The 22,390-nt window shown below is 48.0% G+C and carries 12 protein-coding genes; 8 read left to right on the top strand and 4 right to left on the bottom strand.

What is annotated here, in order from left to right:
- Positions 1-38: 38 nt before the first annotated feature.
- Positions 39-1,229, top strand: coding sequence for a histone deacetylase (locus NDI34_RS00725; protein ID WP_190536683.1), 1,191 nt, complete (start codon positions 39-41; stop codon positions 1,227-1,229).
- A 91-nt stretch (positions 1,230-1,320) separates the two neighbouring features.
- Here NDI34_RS00725 and NDI34_RS00720 read toward each other — a convergent pair whose 3' ends face one another.
- The gene (locus tag NDI34_RS00720; protein ID WP_348231555.1) at positions 1,321-7,920 is read right to left on the bottom strand and encodes a translocation/assembly module TamB domain-containing protein; all 6,600 of its coding nucleotides are present in this window, start codon (positions 7,918-7,920) and stop codon (positions 1,321-1,323) included.
- A 456-nt stretch (positions 7,921-8,376) separates the two neighbouring features.
- Positions 8,377-9,969 carry a hypothetical protein gene (locus NDI34_RS00715; protein ID WP_348231554.1) on the bottom strand — a complete coding sequence of 531 codons (1,593 nt, stop codon included), beginning with the start codon at positions 9,967-9,969 and terminating at the stop codon, positions 8,377-8,379.
- Positions 9,970-10,631: 662 nt separating this feature from the next.
- Here NDI34_RS00715 and NDI34_RS00710 point away from each other — a divergent pair.
- Positions 10,632-11,642 carry an NAD-dependent epimerase gene (locus NDI34_RS00710; RefSeq protein WP_348231553.1) on the top strand — a complete coding sequence of 337 codons (1,011 nt, stop codon included), beginning with the start codon at positions 10,632-10,634 and terminating at the stop codon, positions 11,640-11,642.
- Between the two features lie 88 nt (positions 11,643-11,730).
- Here the strand turns inward: NDI34_RS00710 and NDI34_RS00705 are convergent, their stop codons facing one another.
- Together NDI34_RS00705 and NDI34_RS00700 are read right to left on the bottom strand one after the other, a co-directional pair.
- Positions 11,731-14,103 carry a polysaccharide biosynthesis tyrosine autokinase gene (locus NDI34_RS00705; RefSeq protein ID WP_190536687.1) on the bottom strand — a complete coding sequence of 791 codons (2,373 nt, stop codon included), beginning with the start codon at positions 14,101-14,103 and terminating at the stop codon, positions 11,731-11,733.
- A 161-nt stretch (positions 14,104-14,264) separates the two neighbouring features.
- Positions 14,265-15,782 (bottom strand): SLBB domain-containing protein, encoded by a 1,518-nt coding sequence (locus NDI34_RS00700; protein ID WP_348231552.1) that lies wholly within the window; start codon positions 15,780-15,782, stop codon positions 14,265-14,267.
- 153 nt (positions 15,783-15,935) lie between these two features.
- On the opposite strand from NDI34_RS00700, the gene NDI34_RS00695 reads away from it, so the two are divergent.
- The 6 genes from NDI34_RS00695 (at position 15,936) to NDI34_RS00670 (ending at position 22,368) form a co-directional block, all read left to right on the top strand.
- Positions 15,936-17,681, top strand: a complete 1,746-nt coding sequence (locus tag NDI34_RS00695) for an S-layer homology domain-containing protein (protein WP_348231551.1) — start codon at positions 15,936-15,938, stop codon at positions 17,679-17,681.
- 25 nt (positions 17,682-17,706) lie between these two features.
- Entirely contained in the window at positions 17,707-18,270 is a 564-nt protein-coding gene (locus NDI34_RS00690) for a hypothetical protein (protein WP_348231550.1), read from the top strand.
- Positions 18,271-18,390: 120 nt separating this feature from the next.
- Complete coding sequence (locus NDI34_RS00685) at positions 18,391-19,743, top strand: flippase (protein WP_348231549.1); 1,353 nt, start codon at positions 18,391-18,393, stop codon at positions 19,741-19,743.
- Between the two features lie 4 nt (positions 19,744-19,747).
- On the top strand, positions 19,748-20,653 hold the full coding sequence (locus NDI34_RS00680) for a sulfotransferase (RefSeq protein WP_348231548.1): 906 nt from the start codon (positions 19,748-19,750) through the stop codon (positions 20,651-20,653).
- Positions 20,654-20,791: 138 nt separating this feature from the next.
- Positions 20,792-21,256: a methyltransferase domain-containing protein gene (locus tag NDI34_RS00675; protein WP_348231589.1), complete on the top strand. Its 465-nt coding sequence runs from the start codon at positions 20,792-20,794 to the stop codon at positions 21,254-21,256.
- A 119-nt stretch (positions 21,257-21,375) separates the two neighbouring features.
- Positions 21,376-22,368, top strand: coding sequence for a glycosyltransferase family A protein (locus NDI34_RS00670; protein WP_348231547.1), 993 nt, complete (start codon positions 21,376-21,378; stop codon positions 22,366-22,368).
- The last annotated feature ends 22 nt before the right edge of the window (positions 22,369-22,390 follow it).

The following is a 22,390-nucleotide window of genomic DNA, read 5'->3' as shown; positions in this document are numbered from 1 at the left end:
TTGTTACCTGAGGACTCATAACTAAGAAGGAATAACTAATGACCAAGATGTTGCCAATTGCCCTAATTTATACGCCTGATTTTGCTATACACGATCCTGGTCAAATTAGGGTCGAAGGAAATAATTTATATCACCGGGTAGCGGGGCAAGATTTGCTCGATCCAGTTTACACGTTAGACCAAATTCAGTTTCCTTACCCAGTCGTTAGTCCGGTTCCCCACCCGGAATCCAGTAGTCGCCTGACAGCAGCAATGGCAGCGCTAAGAGATTTTGGGTTAAGCCAGCAGATGACTCTTCTTGAGCCTGAACCAGCAACGGAAGAGGATTTACAGGCGGTACACACATCGGAATACATTGCTCAAGTCCGGGCAATCAGTGCGGCTGGCGGGTATTTGGCTGAGTCTACCTATGTAAGCCCCGGCTCTTACAAAACCGCCTTGATTTCCGCTGGGGCAGGAATTAGCGCCCTCAAGGGCATTTTGTCCGGGCAGATTCAAAGCGCTGTGTGCTTAAACCGTCCGCCTGGACACCACGCCGGACGCAAACAAGCGGGTGGTTTCTGCTTATTTAATAATGCAGCGATCGCAGCCAAGTATTGCTTAAAAAAAGAGGGTGTAGAGCGTGTTTTAATCTTGGATTGGGACTTGCATCACGGAGATGGCACCCAAGATATCGTACAGGACGACCCGCGTATCATTTTTTGCTCCCTCCACCAGTTTGGTAAAGAGCTTTACCCGCAAACCGGCAATCTGGAGGATATTGGCGCACAAGGTAACATTATTAACCTGCCGCTACCCGCGAAGCTAGCCGATGATGAGTATTGGGCCTTGTTCCAGACCGTTGTACCGACTCTAATTGCCCAGGCTAAACCCGACATCGTGATTGTGTCGGCAGGGTTTGATGGACACTTCGATGATATCAATCATCTTTACCTGTACGATCCTGGCGCAGGCTTGTGCCTGAGTGCCCAACTTTACTACAACCTAACCCGTTTAGTCGCAGAAGCGATCGCCTCTGTGGGTGGGCATTACCTGCTGTTGTTAGAAGGTGGCTACGATGCCACGAATTTGGGCAACTGTCTAGTGAATACGTCTGCGGCGATGTTGGGTTTGCCGCTTGTCATTGAAGAAACCCTCCCTCAAAAAGAAACGGAGTCTTCTTTTAACTTGGAGGAATATATTGCCACACTCAACGCAGTACAGCGAGGTCGTTGGCAATTCTCTCGATAGTCACTGCTCACCCCTGACTGCTCACCCCTGACATCTCTACCCCTCAGCCCTCAGTCCTCAGTCCTCAGTCCTCACCCCTCAGTCCTTTTTTTCAGAAGCGCTTTTCATACTCCACCACTCCCCTCGTTTCCCCAGACAAATCGGTGCCACCTCGCAGCAGAATCTCATTATTGACTCGATAAGTAACACCAAACTCAGGAGGCTCATCAGCAGTCAAAATCTTCGATACAGAGGCAGAAAGCTTAGGAGTGACGGAAACCCCAACTTCTGCCGCCAAGCCCAACGTTGAAGTGCGGGACTTTTCATCCCTAACCACCGTGGGGAATAAGCGAAACTCACTTAATCCCAACGCATCTCCCACCACATTTTGGAAAGGTGTCAACAGTGCCGAACCTGCCAAATTTGCGAGTCCTAGCGTGGTATCTCCTCGACCCAGCGTTTCCACAAAGCCACCACCCAAAAGGGCGACAATTTCGCTCTCGCTGCGAGGCGGATTACTGGTCAGCTCAAGATTATCTGCCAATTGACTTGCCGAACCTGTGGCTCTGGCTTGAATGCGAACCGTTCGCAATGCCCCCAAATTGGTAGCGGGAACATCGCTAATTTCACTACTCACAATACCCGTGGCGGTTGTGTCAGCAATCCGGCTGCGGGTTACTTCGGAAACAGACGCGACCAGCCGAATATCCAGAACCGGGTCAAGTCCCTCACTGGGGGTAAACTCAGCCGTGTGTTCGTAGCCGCGTGCCAAGCGGAACTGAGTCGTAAATAGATTCACCTGACCCCTGGTTAGCCGAATCGTCCCCTTTGGCTGAGGTTCATCCAAAGTGCCATTGAGAGTAAAGCCACCAGTCGCCTGGAAACTCAGCAGCGGTGGGCGGGAGATTTCGACGCCTTTGTCTAAAGCCAGTTGCAGGTTATTAAATGCGGGAGTGAAGGGTTGCTCGTTAGAGGTTGGCGATGATGGGGTAGCGGTACCACCACCGGGTGAAGCCGTTCCGTTTGTGCCATCCCCTGCCGTCTCTCCTATCAGCACCCGACCATCGGCAAGTCGCACTTCACCCCCAATTTGCGGATTGAGAGCCGAGCCAGTAATCTCCACGTTGCCGTTGACGCCGCCTGAGTATAACCCTTTCAAATTTACAGCGAGTTTTTCAAGGCTAACCGTGAGTTTATCCCCCGACTCTTGCCCCGTGCCTGAGATGGGGATGGCTCCGGAGGCGACCACTTCACCACCACTAAAGTCACCCCGGAAGTTTTCTACTTGGATGCGGTCAAAGTTAAATAAGACCCTACCGTTGACATCGGTGAGCGGTTCGGGCAAAGCTTGCGCCTTGATAGTGGCATCGTCAACAGTCGCAATCCCGTTAGCGACAAGCTGGTTTAATTTGCCCGTATTTGGATTCACCGTACCCTGAACGTTGAGTTGCACTTGTCCGGTACCATCCACCCAAGTGACAGCAGAACGCGAAAGCAGGTTTAACAGGGAAAGTCCCTCATTTTGAACGTTTAAATCCAGGCTGAGTTGGTTGTTATCGGGTGCAACGGAGGCAAAGGGCAACTGGTAAAAGGGAATGCTGCCAGTGATTTGAGTCGTCGAGGGGATACTGGCGATTGGAGATGGGGTACGAGGAGTTGTTGCAGGTTGAGTATCGAGCCGAGTCTCCCCAGCTTCCGGGCTTGCCTGCTCTCCAGATTCGGCAGTGGCGATGGTGCTGCTGAAGGTCAGACGAGCATTGGTGTATCGGAAACTGCCCCGCGCCGCTTGGACGGCGGTTTGGTTCAGAGTGCCATCGATGAGAGTCAGTTCGCCGATGGCTTGGGGATTGTTGATGCTGCCTGCTAGGGTTGCGGTTCCATTGAGATTCCCGGTGATATCGACTGGTAAATTGGCGAACTGTTGGAATGGGGCGACAGGGACATTTCTCAGGCGCAGCTGACCGCTTTGTTCGGTTCCGCCAAGGGTGCCAGTGAAGGCAAGCAGCGTTTCTTCAGATTCAATTCGTAAGGGCAGAAGGGTGAGGACGCCGTTTTGGAAGCTGCCTTTGACAATCACATTATCAGCGGTGTAGAGACGATTGGGCTGGTCGTCTCTGCCCCACTTCCAGTTATTGCCGCCAAAGTCAAAGTCGAGGTTAATGCCTTGTCTAGGGGAAGCTGCTACTTTGATTCCGCCGGAGAAATTGCCGGTGAGGTCTTTGAGTTCGGGAATGGGCGAAGCTTCCCGTTCCTCTTTCTGGGCGGCAAGGATGGCTTCTATTTCCGACAAGCGGCGCAGTTGAGCTTCCAGGGTCGCATTGGGTAGACCAACGGGTTGGGGTTTAACCTCAGCGGCGCTGGCATAGGTAGGAGGTTGTCCGCCTCTGGCGAGGTCTTGTAAATCAAAGATTTGCAGGAGGGGGAGGACGTTTTGGATTTTTCCTTGAGCCACTTTCAGCGAACCTTGCAGTTCTGGGCCGCTGGAGGTTTGAGTGACGCTACCGGCGAGGGCGTATAGACTTTCGCCTTGGCGGAACTCTCCCCCATCCAAGGTGGCGGTACCATCGGCATAGCGGAAACTGCCGATGGTCAGCAAATCGCCTTTAATGGTACCAAGCACGGGTTGAGCGATCGCTACATCATTCCCGGCAACATTAAAATTGGCGAGATTCAGGATAAAATCACCAGAAAGTTTACCTTCGATGGGTTGGGATGCGATCGCTGGCGGTAGACTTGCTAAGGCATTCTGGGGAGCTAAATCTTTCAACAATTTGAGCGGAACGTTTTGCACATCCACCACCAACAAATCGCCCTCGCGGTTGCCTTGTGCCAGCACCTCGTCACGCTTTACTAAAAAAGAGACGGGTTGATAGCTAGGCGACAACACCAGCGAAATCCGGTCTTGTTGATTGCCTGCTAGCTCAACGCTACTCGGCTGTCCGGGGACTAAATTGATTTGCCCGGTGAGAATGGGGTCGAACACTAAGTCATTGGCGGCAAAATCCTCGACGCGCAACTGTCCGGTTGCTCGGATAGCCGCTGGATTGACAGCACTCAGCGACCCAGAAGCATCAACGTTGCCACTCACCCGTCCTCGCAGCGCCGGAACCGGCACGGAATCTGGTAATGCTGCGGCAAGCTGTTCTAGATCAACATTGTTAGCAGAAATTAAACCCGCAAAGCGCCCGTCTTGGAGTTGAACATTTGAGGCGGTGAGGGTGCCATCCCCCACATTCAAACTTCCAGAAATCCTCCCGTTCAGGGTTGCCGGGGTGAAGGCAGCCAAACTGCCGGACAAGTTGAAGGAACTATTATTCAGCCGACCTTGGAATTGCGGGGGCAGTTGGGGAAATACTTTTGCCAACTGGACGCCATTCGCCTCGCCAGATGCTTGCCAGCGACCGTTGCCGAACTGTAGGTTGGTGGCACTGACGCTTCCCTCACCCAAGTTCAGATTTCCAGAAGCCGTGCCAGTAATCGTTTCGGGGCTGAAAGCGGCTAAGCTTCCGGAGAGATTAAAAGAACCATTATTTAGCTGACCTTGGAATTGGGGCGATTGCGGAAACACCCTAGCAAGTTCGATATTGGACGCCTCACCAGAAGCTTGCCAGCGACCGTTGCCAAACTGTACGTTAGCGGCACTGACGCTGCCTCCGGCCAAATTCAGGCTTCCAGAAGCTGTGCCGCTAAGAGTTTCTGGCGTAAAAGCCGCCAGACTTCCCGATACATTAAAAGAACCATTATTCAGCTGACCTTGGAATTGCGGTGGCAGTTCGGGAAATAGCGTTGCTAACTGAACCTCAGACGCTTGCCCGCGAGCTTGCCAGCGACCGTTGCCAAACTCTACATTGGCGGCACTGACGGTTCCCCCACCCACATTCAGGCTTCCAGAAGCTGTTCCGGTAACGGTTTGCGGGCTGAACGCCGCCAGACTCCCCGATATATTAAAAGAACCATTATTCAGCTGACCTTGGAATTGCGGCGGTAGTTCGGGAAACACCCGTGCTAGTTGTACCCCAGAGGCTTGTCCGCGAGCTTGCCAGCGACCGTTATTAAATTGGATATTCGAGGCAGTAACGGTGCCCCCGCCAAGATTGAGACGCCCAGAAGCTACTCCGGTAATCGTTTCGGCGCTGACATTTTCCAGGCTACCGGAGACGTTAAAGGAAGCATTATTCAGCTGACCTCGGAATTGCGGCGGAATTTGGGGCAACACCTTTGCCAACTGGACGCCAGAAGCTTGCCCAGAAGCTTGCCAGCGACCGTTGCCAAATTCCACGTTGGTGGCACTGACGCGACCACCGCCCACCTGAAGATTTCCTTGGGCAGTCCCGCTAATCGTTTCCGGGGTGAAAGCCGCCAAACTTCCTGACAGGTTGAAGGAACCATTATTCAGCCGACCTTGGACGGGTGATTGGGGCAACACCGTTGCCAATTGAACGCCAGACGCTTGCCCAAACGCTTGCCAGCGACCGTTGTTAAGCCGAACATTTGAGGCATTGACGCTGCCCCCGCCAATATTCAGTTGAACCGAGGCGGTGCCACTAATGGTTTCGGGTTTAAAGGCAGCTAGACTTCCAGATAAGTTAAAAGAACCATTTGCGGTTTGATTTTGGAATTGCGGCGGCAGTTGCGGGGCTAGCTGCCTCAACTGGACAGCAGAAGCCTGCCCAGAAGCTTGCCAGCGCCCTGCATTCAGCGCAATTTTTGATGCCTTGACGGTGCCACCAGCAACCCGGACATTCGCTTGTGCGGTGCCGCGAATCGTTTCCGCTTGGAAAGAATTGACACTTCCCGCTAGATTAAACGCCCCATCTGCCTGGGCTGACTGCAACTGTGGCGGGAGTTCTGCCAAACGTGCTAGTTGAACATCATCGGCAACGCCTGCCACTTCCCAGCGACCCTCTGCCACCTGACCTTTGAGGTTGACGGTGCCTGCCCCGACCCTCAGAGTCGTGTTGCGAAAGTAGGTTTTGTCCTGAGTAACGATGACTTCTCCACTGCCTGGGTAGGTGGCTTGGGGTGCCTGAACTTGCACGACGGTCTGGAGGTTGCCGGTGGTGCCAAAAAGCTGTGCTTTGGCGGCTACGGTGCCGATTTGGATATTGCTCGGCTTGGCGTTGTAAATCTGGGCAACGGCATCCCCTGGAATGTCTTGACCGATGACATCGAATACCAATCCTCCTTTGTCGCCCATCTGAATGCGACCATTACCAGCCAGTCTGCCGCCAACGCTAGGCAAGGCACGGATGTTGGTAATGGTGAGGAGGGTATCGATCATCTGAAATTGACCGCTGATGCCGCGAAAGTTTACCTTATCTACGATTAGGGGCACTTTTTCGGTGGGCTGGAGGGTGGCGACGGTTCCTGAGAGGATCGGTTTTTCCAGCGCTCCTTTGAGCTGCACGTCAACGCGGACTTGTCCAGTTACGGGGAAGGGTGACTCTACTTTGAGAGTATTGAGGGCAGTCGCGATCGCGACCGATTTCACTTGGGCGGCAATGTTGTACCCACCCTTTTCTTCTTGGGTATCAATAACCCCATTGGCAACTGCGGGAACCTGACCGTAAAGAGCGTTGACATTCTCCAGCGCGATCGCATATCCGTTGAATCGCACGAGTCCGTTGGCATTGTTAAACGGTTGCGGCACCTCTGCAACCTGCGCTTTCACATTTTTGAGGATAGCTGTTCCCAGAAATGTGGCTCGCTCTTCATTTTGGAATCGGACTTCCAAGTTGCCATCCAACAGCCCTGCATACAAGTCTATTGGCAGCTTCGCTAAACGATCGACATCGACTGCACTCAGGTTCTGCCCTTGAACTTGCAGGTTGGTTTGTCCGGTTGGGGCGCGGTATTCACCAGAAAGTTTGAGGCTGCTTTGGATGGGCGCAGGTGTTGGATTGGCCTGCTGTTTTTGAGGGACACTTTTTGTCGGTGCCCCTAATTCGACCTGAGATTGAGCGCTGACATCAAAGCGAATCCGCTGGTTGTTATCGAAAAAGCGAGCCGTACCGCCTACCTGACGAAAAGCGACTGGTACCCCCCTCCTCTCTGCTCTGGGAAGCAGAGATTCCAGTCGTCTGGAGAGGGTGTCTTGAGTGTTACTGCGCGGGAGATTTTGAGAGGGCAGCGTTGCATCTACATTTCCTCTTGCTTCCTGGCTGCCTTTTTTCCTCTCTACAATTTTGGGCGTTGGTACCAGCACAACGTCTGCATTTTGAACCCGAACGCTTTGGATATCCGTCTTAATCGGCCCACTCGGTTCTTCTGACTTCAGTTCCGTAGAAACCCAGCGCCCCTCTTTGTCTTGTTCAACGTAAATATCAGGGTTGACCAGGGTAATATGTAGCTCCAAAGTCCGCCTAAAGAGAAGCGCTAGTGGATCAAAAACCACGTCTACACCCTCTACCGAAGCGCGGTCGGGGTCAGTGGGCGTAACTGGTATCGAGGAGGCACTAAAGCGCAGATTGTTGATGGAAAAGCCTTCGACTTTCCCCAGTTGCACGGGTCGTTTCAGCGTTTGACTGAGATTTTCTTCAACAATTGGTGCTAACCGCTGATGGACAAAAATCCACGCCCACCAGACCCCGCCAATTGTGCCAAGCAACAGGATAATTCCCAGGCCAAGGCCGGTGCGGCTTAAGAGTACCCATAGACGCCGATTGGAACGGGTAGCTGCTGTTTCATTACCCGAATTTGGGGAGTTCTTCATAGAAAACTAGCAACGGCGGTAACGAGGGTGTCTTTAGACATGATTACAGGCTTCTACCGATGAATACTATCGGCTTGTCCTATGTTAAGTGTCAACTCTGCTCCTTACGCCTGTTCCTTATATTTGGGAATTTTCCCACACTCGCGTACTCAGAATGAGACTTGCTTTGAAAGGGTCTGCCTGCGATCGCGTAGGTGACACTCTTAACCTACAATCAATGCATAATCCAAAAGACTTGAGTAGCGCTGATATGTTTCACCAATCCGTCCATTTTCTAAAAATCATTCTCTTTTAGAATTTTGATTTCTGATTTTGGTTCGTAGAAGATTGGCGGCGATCGCGTTAGCGAAGCGAGGCGTTAGCCTAGCGCTGAAAAAGTCAGTTCGAGTCTATCGCAGTAGCCACTGACAACCCTTTATTTGTGGCGACCTTAAGCTGAAATGATTTCACTAGTATTTAATCTAGGGTGGCTTTAATCATACATTTGGCTTGCAGTACAACCAGCTCCCCTGTCTCAAAAACCGAACAACGCTGCATCAGACTAGACATGGCTGGAATCATTCCCCGATCTAGCATTCCTAACATCTCTTTCGCTAGCGGCTGCCACTGCCTAAACCAAGGATTGTTGGTAATATATTCAGAAGTAAATGCTGCGCGATCCAGCAAGAAAAAATCCACATCATAGGTTTGAATAAAATTTTGAATTTCTGCCAAATTCTGAGTGTACTGAGTGTGAATTAAATCGGTAGCTCGTTGGCGAATTTGACGCTCGTATATTACATGATAAGGATTTGCATACTCCCACCCGACTAAAATAGCTCTCTGGGAAAAAGTAGGCAGGTTATCCACTTCTTCCGATAAAGAAGCAATCAGAATATTTTTAGGTTGTTTCTGAAAAAATTCATATAGTGCAGGTGCCTTACCAACGACATAGTTACTGTTTGGGAATTTCTCCAATAAGTACGGATAAAAGAGGATTGTAGTTCCTAGTATAGCGGTGAATCCCAAAGCTATAAACTGACGCCGAATTAATAGTTTATCTTGCTGCTTTGCCCATTTAAAAACTGCATCTATCAGTGCGACTAATACGATTGCTGCACTCAAAATCATCACCAACTTGAAGCTATATCGCGTGTAACGAGCCGGAGCAAAAAGCTTGTAGAGCATGGCATGGGCAGCCACAAATATCCCGAAAGATGCTAGCGCAATCTGAGGCAAAATGATGATGTTGCTGGCAATTTGCTTAATTAGGGGAAACCTGTCGGGATAGCGCATCAAGATTGGCAAGAATAATCCCAGCAGAGATAGGGGATGTTCAAACACATTAGGCAAAAGACCACTATGTTGCCCAAATAGCCAAAACCACAGGGGATTAGTGTTATCAAAAAAAGGAATTCTTCCCGTTTGAGAAAATGCTGGTAACGATCTTAACTCCATCCCGGCGATCGCTGGGCCAACTTCAGAGGATTTCAAAGCATAGGGCAAGATCGCTAGCAGGCAAAATCCCAGCCCAGTAGCGCCGAACAGATAATCAAGCCGATTCTTAGATAGATGGAGTCGCTGTCCGTCCCAGCGCCACAGTCTCAAGATTAAGATTCCGGCTAAAATGAACAACAACGGGGGATAAAACAATCCAGCCAAAGCGATCGCGCCTAGACATAAAAATAAAGAGCGCCGCAGCAGATAGTACAAAAATGCTAGAAAAAATAAATAAATAAAAGATCGGGGAGTGCTAGAAACTAAATCATCCCTCATGGAAAGATTTTGATTGAGCAGCAGCGTACTAATAAATCCTGCTGTTGGTACCGGAAATATTTCCATGCAGACTGCAAAACAGTAGGCGGTTGTCAGCAGTGTCAAAAAGACTGGTAGTAATTTACTCAAGCCAAGTGGCTCAATCCCCAAAAATGCTATCAATCGATAGAAAGCAGCATATCCAGAGGGGGTTATAGCTTGAAAATAGTCAGCAATAAAATCATTCGGAAACAAGCCTGAGTCTACAAATCGCTGCATCCAAAACACATACACCCGTGCATCATCTTGCACCACATATGAGCTACTGAAAGCCTGCTTGAGTCCTAAAAAACTATAAATGAGGGCGAAAGTTAAGCTTAAAGTGAACCAAAATATCATCTGAGATTTAGAAGTTTTAGCAGTCGAGGTTGTTAAAAATTTGTGCAGGTGAGTGATTACCATACGTAAGGTGACAGACTTAAGTTGAATGGGCAAAATGAAACGGAATAGACAAACCTCGTAATCCGACGCTAAGCAGAATTAAACTTAAAGCTCTTCATCAGACTAGACACGGCTGGGATAGTTCCTTGTTTCAAGGAAGCAGGAGCGTCTCCTAGGCGGCAGATGCAGGTAAGGGAGTAGCCGCATAAAGCAGCATACGCTACGCGAGGAGCGTATACACGTACCTGCGCTCCTCGCGTAGCGCTTTTCGCTCTCATCAACAAAATGCTCCCAGTTAGCTACCTGGAGCGTACACAGGACACGCTCCAGGTAGCTTGCATCAGACTGATGGGGTTGTAAGGGCACATGAACCCTTAGTGTCACCAGGGGTTCATGTGCGGAACTATGGCATTCGGCTGAGTAATTGGGCTAGACTTTGGACTTGAACGCCTTTGGATTTGTCGCGCTCATCGCCCTTATTTGTCAATGACGCTACATCAATTACCAACCTGCTAACAGCTAGTAGAAACAAAAATATGGGGAAAATTCTAGTTACTGGTGCCGCTGGTTTTGTTGGTTTTTACTTGTGTAAACTGCTGCTAGATAGAGGAAAAGAGGTCATTGGCATCGATAATCTCAATGATTATTATGATGTCAATTTAAAACAAGCTCGTCTGGAGCAACTGAAGGACAAAAATAATTTCCAATTTTACAAACTTGACTTGGCTGACCGTCAAGGAATTGCTGAGTTATTCGCGAATTCCCAGATTGAACAAGTACTACATATGGCTGCCCAGGCCGGTGTACGTTACTCGCTGCAAAATCCCCATGCTTATGTTGATAGCAATTTGGTGGGATTTACGAATATCTTAGAGGGGTGTCGGCATTCGCAAGTTAAACACTTGGTGTTTGCTTCTTCTAGTTCAGTTTATGGGGCAAATAAGAAAATGCCTTTTTCGGTGCATGACAATGTAGATCATCCGGTCAGCTTGTATGCAGCTAGTAAAAAGGCAAATGAACTGATGGCGCATACCTACAGTCATTTGTATGGTTTACCAACGACTGGCTTGCGCTTTTTTACAGTATATGGGCCGTGGGGTCGTCCAGATATGGCAATGTTTTTGTTTACCAAAGCCATTTTAGGAGGGCGTCCGATTGATGTTTTTAATTATGGTAAAATGCGGCGCGATTTTACATACATTGATGACATTGCAGAAGGAGTTTTACGAGTAGCTGATAAAATTCCACAACCAAATCCTGATTTAGCAGGAGCTGACTCCGATCCGGGAGTGAGTGCCGCACCTTATAAAATTTACAATATTGGCAATAATACGCCGGTTGAATTAGGGCGTTTTATCGAGGTTTTGGAAGATTGTCTCGGTACGAAGGCAGTGAAAAATATGCTGCCAATGCAACCGGGAGATGTTCCTGAAACTTATGCCGATATTAGCGATTTACAAAGAGATGTTGGGTTCAAGCCTAGTACACCCATTGAGGTTGGAATTCCGCGTTTTGTTGAGTGGTATCGCTCTTTTTATGGGGCTTAGCGGTTAGTCATCAGTCATTAGTTCTATCCATGATTTAAAAAAATGACTAGAAACTAATGACTAATTCCTAACAATTAATCGCAAAGAGCTAGCGCAATCCAAGTTTCTTTTGCAAGAGTTTCTTGGCATTCTCTACTTCTGATTCTTGATTAGAAGTGTAGTAGCGATCGTAGTAATAGTACGATCCACCGGCGTTTCTTCTCACACCGTTGGCAACCATACCCAAGACGGGGGCACTAGAGATTTTTAATGCATCTATCGCTTGTAGCAGGATGGAGCGATCGGTTTTGCCCAGTCTCGCTACCATGATCACGCCATTGGTATGGACAGCCAGGAGTCTGCCATCTGCCAGACCTAGTATCGGTGGCGTGTCATAAATCACTAGATCAAAAACAGCGTTCAACTGCTCCATCAAATACTGCATTCGCTTGGAGGAAAGCAGTCTGGTTGGGTCTGGTGGGATTTGTCCAGCGGTTAGCACGTAGAGATTGTCCCAGGAGGGCAAGCGCTGGATGGCTTCTCTGGGAGTTAGACCTGTGGCAATGACGTTGCTCAGTCCCTGGTGGTTTTCTAAACCGAGGACATTATGAACCTGAGGACGCCGCAAATCTGCATCTACGAGCAAAACTCGCTGTCCCATTGCCGCAGCCGCCTGTGCTAGGTGTACGGATACAGTGGATTTACCATCACCTGGGGACGCTGAGCTAACCACTAGCGAGTGGATGGGGGTATCAGAACCGAGAAAACGAATATTGGTATGGAGAGAACGGAAGGATTCTAAGAAGGGAGAAGCATTGTACCAGCTAGCTTTGCGAGTGGTGGCACGCTCTTTGGATGGGCTATCTCCGATTTGGTTTTTGGCTGAGGCTCCGTTGCCATTTGGCTGGGCAAAATTGGCGAGTTCTGCGATGGGTTTGAATAGTTTGAGTTCTTTGTGGTGGGGAATCAAGCCAAGAATGGGCAGTCGGGTGCTGTCTTTGAGTTCTTCGGGGGAGTGGAAGACATTGTCGAGTCGCTCTGCTAATAAGGCAGATGCCAGCCCTAACATTACCCCAGCGATCGCTCCTAATATCAAATTTTGCTTTGGCTTGGGAAAGATAGGATCTTCTGGCTTTTGGGGTTTGGCAATCAGCTGCCAGGGGAGAGCCTTCTGTGCTGCTTCAATTTGCAGGGTTTCCCGAACGGCTAGAAAGCGGTTTAAACTCTCGGTTGCGACGTTGAGTTCCCGCTGTAAATCTGTGTACTGACGGGCAATCAGGGGCAGTAGTCTAACTTGTTGAGTTAAGCGCTTTTCGGCTTGCGCGATCGCGTTGCCGCGAACTTCCAGAACCTGGACTTGGTTTGCCGCATCCACAAATTGCTGAATCAGCTCTAGGCGGACCGTGCTGGGGGAAGACAAATATTGCCGTTCGCTGAGACCAGATAGATTATTTCCCAGTACTGCCGCCGCTTCTTGTTGCAAGAGGGGCAGCAAATTTTGCTGCTGCTCTTTGAGTGACTGAATGGTTGGACTTTCTGCCAGAAATCGGGCTGACTCGGTGGCAAGCTTTGTTTCGACTTCCTTAAGTTTGTTGAGTAACTGTTGGTAACGCGGTGCTTCCGAAAGAGATGCGGCAGCGATCGCTTGATTAGGGGGTAATCCTAACTGCTTTTGTAACGTTGCATACAGCGAACGGACTTCATTATGTTTTAGTTGATTATCGAGTTTTTGTTCCTCAACATTAGACACCAGCACGGCAAGTTGTTTGGCTTGTTCTTCCGGATCGAGGATGTTGTACCGCTGCCGGAACGTTTGCAGTTGTCCCTGGAGTTTGTCCACTCGTTGCTGAAGTCCCGGTAATTGACCGTCTACAAACTTAATCCCCTGGTTGAGGTTCGTTTGTCGCTCCTGAAGAGAGTACCTCAGATAAACTTTAGCTAACTCAAATAATACATACTTAATTTTATCGGGATCGGTATCGCGGTAACGTACTTCTAAAATTTTTGTTTTATCTAGTTGGGTAATTGTCAGATTGTTTTTAAGAATTAGTGATTCATAGTCGATATCGGGATAGCGCTTTTGGATCTGAGCGATGAATGCCGCCATCCGTTCGGAACTAAGTAAAACTTTAATTTGGGTTTCGTAATCCAGACTAGAGTCGTTTAGAGCTGGCTCGATTGCCTGTAATTGAGTAAGTTTCGTCAGCTTATTTTCAGCCGTAACGGGTTCCACCAGGAGTTGGAACTTTCCTTCATACTTGGGTGTTTGGCTGAATGTCCATAAGCCGATTCCAGTCGTGACAACGATCGCCACCCCCGCAATCACCAAAGCACGGCGACGCACCACATTCAAGAGCTGACGAACATTCAAGTCGTCCTGGCTGTTTTCTAGAAACTGAGTTTCGTCGGTTAGCGGCAATGGCTGAAGTTGCTTGCCATTCCCTTTCGGCGATGACGGTTGAGAAAATTGGCCCGCTTCCATCTAAACCCCTGCACCTTGTTGGCTTGGTTGACGCGATCGCCAGGGAGATTCCTGGTTCTAGCCTCATTTTGTACCATGAATGTGCAGGATGCTACATCCAAACGATCAAATTTTTTACTCAGCTCTTGATTGTGGCTCTCCAGACCTAGCCAGCCACGTTTTTACTCGAAGATTCTAAAGAAGTTGAATAAGCTGAAAACCCCTCCCAGCGGACTCAACACCGTCCCCAGCGTGTCTGAGAAATTAGCGAGGTTAGAGCGGTTCACCACCACCACGTCGTTATTGCGTAGAATCGGATTGTTTTGATCGTTGATGCCCTGAGCAAAATTGACCGGGACGTTCCGCTTTGATATGGTGCCATTGGCGTTGAGACGAATTAGCTCTACCGAACTCCTCCGGGCACGATTGTTAAATCCTCCGGCTGCCAGCACCGCTTGATTCAAGGTCGTATTGGGTGGCAGTTCAATCGTCCCTGCTTTGGCAACTTCCCCGACCACATTGACCCGAATGGTATTGGGAGAGAAGCTAGCCGATGCGACTTGGGGTACCTCAGAGGGATCGATATTGCTAGCAGTAGGCACCACCACGGTATCTCCCTCTTGCAAGATGACATCTTGGGTGACATCCCCGGACTGTAAAAGTTGCCAGAGGTTGATATTGAGGACTTTTTCGGGTCCTGAACGGGCGGAACGGCGGACTTGAACCTGGCGAATATCTGCTAAGGAGGTAATTCCCCCTGCGACTTGAATGGCTTGGGTTACGGTGGCAGGAGTGCTGCTAGAAGCCGCAGTCGCATTCGCCTCAGGGGGAGTATTCGCAGTGGCAATGGTCGTTGGTGACACGATATAAGGCCCTGGACGGGATACTTCTCCGACTACGACAATCTTGATCGGCCCGGTGTTCTGGGGCGCAAAGCTGGCATCCGCTAAGGTACGGGATTCATCGGCGTTGATTTGGGGGCTGGTGGGGATAAACAGCGAGTCTCCATCTCGCAAGGTAAGGTCTTGACTCAAATCACCGTTGTTGAGTAATTCCCAGAGATTGACAGCGATGACTCCCGATGAACCGGGCGAAAGGCGGCGCAGTTCTACTTGGCGGATATTGGCGGCTTGAGTAATGCCCCCAGCCAATTGTAGTGCTTGCGTGACGGTGGGAAATTGAGTGCCTTCGGTTAAGTTAACCGTGTAGGAACCCGGACGATTGACTTCCCCAGCCACGGCGATTTTGACCGGACGGGGTGCCAGCAGAGTAATGGTCAGCAAGGGGCGTCGGATGTAGCGACCGTATCTGCTAGAAATTTCATCGGTTGCTCTTTCGAGGCTCAATCCCTGAACGGGTACGCTGCCAATGATTGGCAGGTTGAGCGTACCATCGATTAGCACCTGATACTCTCCGCTGTATTCAGGAACCTCAAAAATATCCAGCCGGACGCGATCGCCTGCGCCTAGAGTATATGGGGCATCCGGTCCACGTCTGGTAGATGTTCCCGCTGGGGCAGCAGAAGGGCGCAATCCGGGGAGTTGCGCGATCGCTGGTGATGAAACCGTCATTGCCGCCACGGCTAGAAGCGCGAAGCCCGCAACGGTTCGGGTAGCCAGTTTCGGAAAACTAGCACCGCTCTTACAAAAATTACAGCTTGTTTCACGATGCCTTTTGGCGCTCAACTTAGCACTCTCCATTCCAAATCTGTTAAACCTCGTTACACAAGTCACGCCATTGACGGATACAATCCGTAAAAAGTTGCAGTATAAAGTTTAATCACCAACGTAATTTTCCCAAACTCGTGTACCTTTGAGGTGGCAAGGAATATTTGGGTATGAGGAGGAAAGGTTATGACGCCAGCAACAGGTGGGAGCCGTGTCAGTGCAAGCAAAAAGAAATTGTGGTACCGACTACGCATCCTCCTAAGTTCCATGTTTTTGGGCAGTACGATCCTCTATGCAGCTGCCAGTCTGGCTACCACCGAGGCAAGTTCTGCTAACAGGAACGCTTCAGCACCAGCCAAGGGTAGCGGTTCAATGGGTGACGCACTCTTAAAAACGATGCTGGGGGCTGAGGCGCTGCGTTCCAACAACCCGCCTGCTCCTTCAACCACCCGTACTAGCTCTTCGCTGCCAGCGATTCGCAATCCAGCCGCTCCTGGAAGCAGTGTACAGCAACCCGGAGCCGTCAGGACGCCGTCTCAATTGGCTCAAGCCAGCACCTTCCCGGATGTACAAGGTAGCTGGGCGCAGACTTTTATTGAAGCACTCGCACAGCGAGAAGTGATCGTAGGTTTTCCAGATGGCTCTTTCCGCCCTGACGAGCCGGTGACACGCGCTCAGTTTGCCGCCATGATCCGAAAGGCTTTTCAAAGACCTGCCACTCGCCAAGCGATCGATTTTGTGGATGTGCCTGCCAATTATTGGGGCTACACGGCGATTCAGGAAGCTTATCGGACGGGGTTTCTAGAAGGATACCCCAACCAGGTTTTCCAGCCGAATCAAAATATCCCCCGCGTCCAAGTCTTAGTATCTTTGGTCAGTGGACTTAACCTAAATCCAAACGCAGATACCGCCTCAATTTTAAATGGTTTATTTCAGGATGCTGGCAGCATTCCTGCCTATGCCCGCACCAGTGTTGCCGCCGCCGCACAAAATCAACTGGTTGTCAACTATCCAGATGTGGCGCTGTTAAATCCCAATCAGTTAGCCACCCGTGCTGACGTGGCAGCGTTTATTTACCAGGCTTTAGTGAATGCGGGGCAAGCGCCGCAGATTCCTGCAACGGATGTTGCCGCTCGTTACGTGGTTGGCTATGAACCAATTGCGACAACACCGCCTCCCCTGACAGCAGAACAAGTTGCAGCCTTGCGCCAACAGTATCGACTTCCTGCACCCCCGATAGTAGAACAGCTACGGCGGTTAATTGGGGGAAATTCCAGTATTGCAACACCCACGGCTTTCGGGGCTGACCGGGGTCAGGCTTTTATCGGAGGGGGCTTCCAAGAAAGAACCCGCAACACCAATCAGGCAGATGGGGTAATTGCAGCAGGTATTGGTCTGGGCGATGCTCGCAAAGCAGTGGGTGTAGAAGGAGTTATCTCAATTTATGACCTCTTCGGCGATGATAGCTTTGAAGATGGTGGCATCAGCTTCAAGATTCACCGTCAGTTTGCTAATGACCTAGCCGTTGCGGTTGGGGTGGAAAATATCGAGACATTCGGAAATCCCGATCCAGGGTACAGCACCGTTTACGGTGTCGTTAGTAAAGTTTTTCCGCTAGGATCTCGGACAACGGCAGGCTTCTCTCCCTCCGTTACTGCCTCGGTAGGTCTGGGTGGCGGTCGCTTTCGCTCGGTACCTGATATTGAGGCTGGTAGAGATTCTGTCAATCCGTTTGGCAGTATAGGCGTGCGGGTAGCTCAACCGATATCTCTCATTGCCGAATGGAGCGGTCAAGATTTGAATGTGGGTGCTTCGATCGCTCCATTCGAGAATATACCGCTGATCATCACTCCAGCGCTTGCTGATGTAACCGGAAATGCTGGTGATGGTGCGCGTTTCATCCTAGGCATCGGTTACGGCATCACTTTCTAAGTTCTTTGCTCGTAAAATAAAAGCCATGAACATCAAACGTCTTTCTTTAAATCTCGGTCTAGGTTTAGCTTTAGGTTCTTCTCTACTGCTTTCGGAAACAGCGCTTGCCCAGACTCCAGCCTTCAATTCAGATGTCACTGGGCCAATTATGACGACTAGCGACGTTGTCAATGGAGCCTTCATCCCCGACAGAGGTGGACGGGGAAGACTCGCCTTCAGAACGGAGGCGATCGCGTCTGCTGTGAATCAGGCAGCAGCCTCAGTCAACTCCCAGACCGCAAACAACAGCTTGGGGAACGTTTTGACGGGGAGTGGAGATGTTGCTGCTAGCGCTAGCCAGCTGGAAAGCGGCCTGGTGAATGCTACTGAAGGAATTAATCCGACCCTGGCTCGTAACGTAGTTGCCAATTTGCAAGGGCTAACCGCAAATGGTAGGGTCGATCCGGTTAGACTGGCGGCGGCGGTTGAAGCGTACAATGCTCTCATTAACTCTAGTAGTGGCGTATTTTTGAGCGAACCTCCCGATGAGCTGCTGGCGATTCAATCGGTTCTAGCAGCATTGCTCAATGCTGCTTTTGCGGCAGGTTAGGTCAGAGGGGAACAGCACCGACGCCTATGTGTTCCCCGAAGCGCTACCAAGTAAGTAAGTGTCAATGCATCTTCCAACGTCCCACTGAGTCGCGCTGTGGGTCGATCGAATCAGAACCCTGTGGTTAAACGAATCAGCACCAAAGCAAACACGAGCCTAAGCAAATTCATCATAAAACTTCGCGGAGAAGGTGTTGGGGCAATCTTAGCGCGTGGTGCAGGTACATCTTTAATTGTGAAGATTGTCGGCACGGGTGTGGCCTTTAGCGTTCAAGTCCTGTTGGCTCGGGTTATGGGAGCAGAACACTATGGCGTTTATATCTACGTTCTGACTTGGTTAAACATTTTAGTGTCACTGGCGACAATGGGTTGGGATACAGCGTTGTTGCGGTATGTTGCTGCCTATAACGCTAAATCGGAATGGGGTGCATTTCGAGGCATTTGGCAAACTAGCAATCAGTTTGTACTTTTGGTCAGCCTGATTGTTAGTAGTTTGACTGGGCTTGCGATATGGGCACTTCAGAACCAACTCGGGCCAGAATTAACTTATACTTTTTGGATTGGTTCGGCAATCCTGCCTATACTGACGCTTACGAGTTTACGTCAAGCTGCTATGCGATCGCTCAGGCACGTAGCGTTGGCGCAATTGCCGGATGAGATACTGCGTCCAATACTTTTAACTGTTTTGGTTTGCATTGTAGCTGGTAGGTTTGCACAACCAATAGACAGTTCGACAGCAATGATATTAAATGCGATCGCAGCTACTATTGTTTTTGGGATTGGCGCTTACTCTCTCAATCGCCTATTGCCACAACCTGTAAAACTTTCATCTCCTGACTGCCGAAACCGTGAATGGCTGAAAGTCGCTCTACCGATGTTTCTCATTTCAGGTATGTATCTGATTCTCAATCAGACGGATACAATTATGATTGGTGCAATGCTGGGAACCACACAGGCGGGTATTTACGCCGCCGTGTGTCGCATGGTCAATCTAACGCTGTTTGGTATTACGGCTGTGAATGCGATCGCAGCACCGATGATTTCTGAGCTTTACGCCAGTGGACAACACTCAGAGTTGCAACGCATGGTTACACTAGCAGCGAGAGGAATATTCCTCGTTTCTGTTCCTATTGCGCTTTTGCTAATTCTTGCGGGTAACAAATTGCTGACACTATTCGGTTCCCCCTTTGTGGAAGGCTTCCCAGCTTTAGTCATTCTCACCGTGGGGCAGCTGGTTAACGCCTTAAGCGGATCGGTGGGTTTCTTGATGACTATGACCGGACATCAGCGGGAGGCAGCACTGGTAATTGGTAGTAGTGCTATTTTGAACGTTGTTTTGAATGCTGCATTAATTCCCTGCTTAGGCATTAATGGCGCGGCGCTTTCCACAGCACTAACAACTATTTTGTGGAATACAATCATGCTTGTTTACGTACACAAGCAACTTAAAATTCATTCTACTATCTTTTTTTAGCGAGATGAGAAAACCAAATTTCTTTATTGCCGGGGCTCCTAAATGTGCAACAACAGCACTATATGCGTATTTAAGTACCCATCCAAATGTCTTCATGCCAGATGTAAAGGAGCCGCACTACTTTGCTGAAGACCTTTTTGATTTTCGTAAGATAAAAACCTTAAACCAATATTTGGAATTATTTCAAGAGGCTACCGAAGAGCATAAAGCTATTGGTGAAGCTTCAGTTTTTTATTTGTACTCGGCGGATGCTATAAGGAATGTCTATAATTTCAATGAAAATGCCAAAATAATTTTGATGCTTCGTAACCCCGTCGATCTAGCCTATTCTTTACATGCTGAACATCTTTATTGTTTTTATGAAGACGAAAGGGACTTTGAGTGTGCTTGGAATTTACAAAATTCCCGGAAAAATGGTTTGCACCTTCCTAAACTATGTCGGGTACCAGGGTTCTTACAATATGCCTCAGTTTGCAAATTAGGAAATCAAGTTGAAAAATTGTTAACTATTTTTCCGTCTAGTCAAGTAAAAATAATTCTATACGATGATTTTACCGCATCAACTAAAGCTGTTTATAAAGATGTCTTACACTTTTTAGAAGTGCCGTTAGACGGAAGGTTAAACTTTCCAAGAATTAATGAGAATAAAAGTCATCAATTTTCTCTGATAGGCAAATTCACAGAACGCCCTCCTCTTCCTTTAGTTAAAATAGCACTTCAATTTAAAGAAACGCTTGGTTTAGAAAGACTTGGAGTAATAGACAAAATACGACAGAGCAATACAAGAGTACGTCCTCGCAAGATGCTAAATGTAGATTTTAAAGCAGAGTTGATTAATGAATTCCGGGAAGATATTGAGAAATTATCGCGGCTTGTAGACAAAGATCTAAGTCATTGGATGATAGGGTGATGAAGCAGGAAAAGATTTGAGATTATTTTCAAGAACAAGCTTTAGCGTAATCCTTACCTATTCTCTGAGCATAGATTCCTAGGTTAAAGTTTCTATTCCCAGAAAACTCTAGAGTTTTCTGGGAATAGACAGCTAAAAATTCTTAATATAGGAGTTGGTAATGGATGGCTTGAATATAAATGTAGGAATCAGGATTGGGAGACTTATGCTTTGAATCCAAGTGAAGTTCCTATTAGGAAGCTTGAAAAAAGTGGTATTAGTGGGAAAATTGGCTATATTGAAAATATCCGCTATGATGATGATTTATTTGATATGGTATTTTGTTCGGAAGTGATTAAGTATTTCTCAAGCGAACACATAAATGAAGCTATTAAGGAGATAGTGAGAGTATTAAATAAATTTGGTATATTAATAGGTACTATCCCTTGTCATGAAAATCTTTCAGAAAGTATAGTAGTTTGTCCTGATTGTGGGAAAATATTTCATAAATGGGGGCATCAACAATCCTTGAATATTCAAAATTTACCAACATTTTTTTCTAAAAGGTTAAAAGTAGAAACAATTGAATTAATTTATTTTGTTCCTTGGTCTGAATTAAACTGAAAGGGAACTTTGAGCGCCGCAATCAAGAAAACATTATCCATTTTAGGAATACATGGTAGCGCGAAAAATGTTTTTTTTATTGCTAGGAAAGGCAGTTAATATTAATGTTTATTGGGGAGATGGCTAGCAAATTAAGCATCAAAATTATTTCTCAAGTATCTGTGATAATAACTGCCTATAACTCTGAAGCTTATCTTGAAGAGGCAATACTCAGTGTTCTGTCCCAGGAGTTTAAAGATTTTAATATTGTTGTGGTAGATGATGGTTCAAATACGGACGCAAGTAGAAAAATTGTAGAACGTTTGTGTAGAAAATACAATCAAGACATTCGCTATTTTTATCAGGAGAACAAAGGCCCTTCAGCAGCAAGAAATAAAGGAATAAGAGAATCAAATTCAGAATATATAGCCTTTTTAGACAGCGATGATATCTACGAACCATACAAACTTAGTTGTCAACTAAAAATACTTAAAAGCTTATCTGATGAGTACGCTTTCGTGTGTGGAGGAGCTAAACTTTTCTATGATACCAAACCTTTTAAAATAGAATGCATGGTTCCTATTATAGTAGATGGTAATATTTATAGGGAGTTAATAGAAGACAAAGTTTGCATACAAGGAAACCCAGGAGGATTCATTTTTCGCCGGAGTGCTTTAGAAAAAATAGGAAGCTACGATGAAAACCTCCGAAACAATGAGGATTTTGATTTAATCATTAGATTAGCTCATCAATATAAAGTGCGAACCCATCAGGAAGTAGTCTATAGGAAACGTGAACGCTTAGGTTCCTTGTCAAATTTACGTCCAGAAATCAATCTTAAATACAGTATTAAATTTATTGATAAGATTCATAAACTTGAGCCTAACTTACCAAAAAAATTGGTGAATAGGAAGCGGCAACGTGCTTATTTTAATGCAGCTATACAATTCTTTGAACAGGGAAATTATAATCAATTTAGGGAATTTGTGAAACAAGGCGTGCAATTGTATGGGCAACCTGTCACCATAAAAGGGTGGGCGGCTCTATTTATTGCCTATACTGGAGTATGTGGAAAAGTTATCTGCAATTTAAATTTTATCCTTAACAAATATAAAAGTATGAGTAGTGGTTAATAAGGTAATGTAGTTGCTAATA

Source organism: Trichocoleus sp. DQ-U1, from assembly GCF_039961925.1.
Classification (GTDB): domain Bacteria; phylum Cyanobacteriota; class Cyanobacteriia; order Cyanobacteriales; family FACHB-T130; genus FACHB-T130.
Note: the sequence above shows the minus strand (reverse complement) of the source record. Positions and strands in the feature narration are given on the sequence as shown.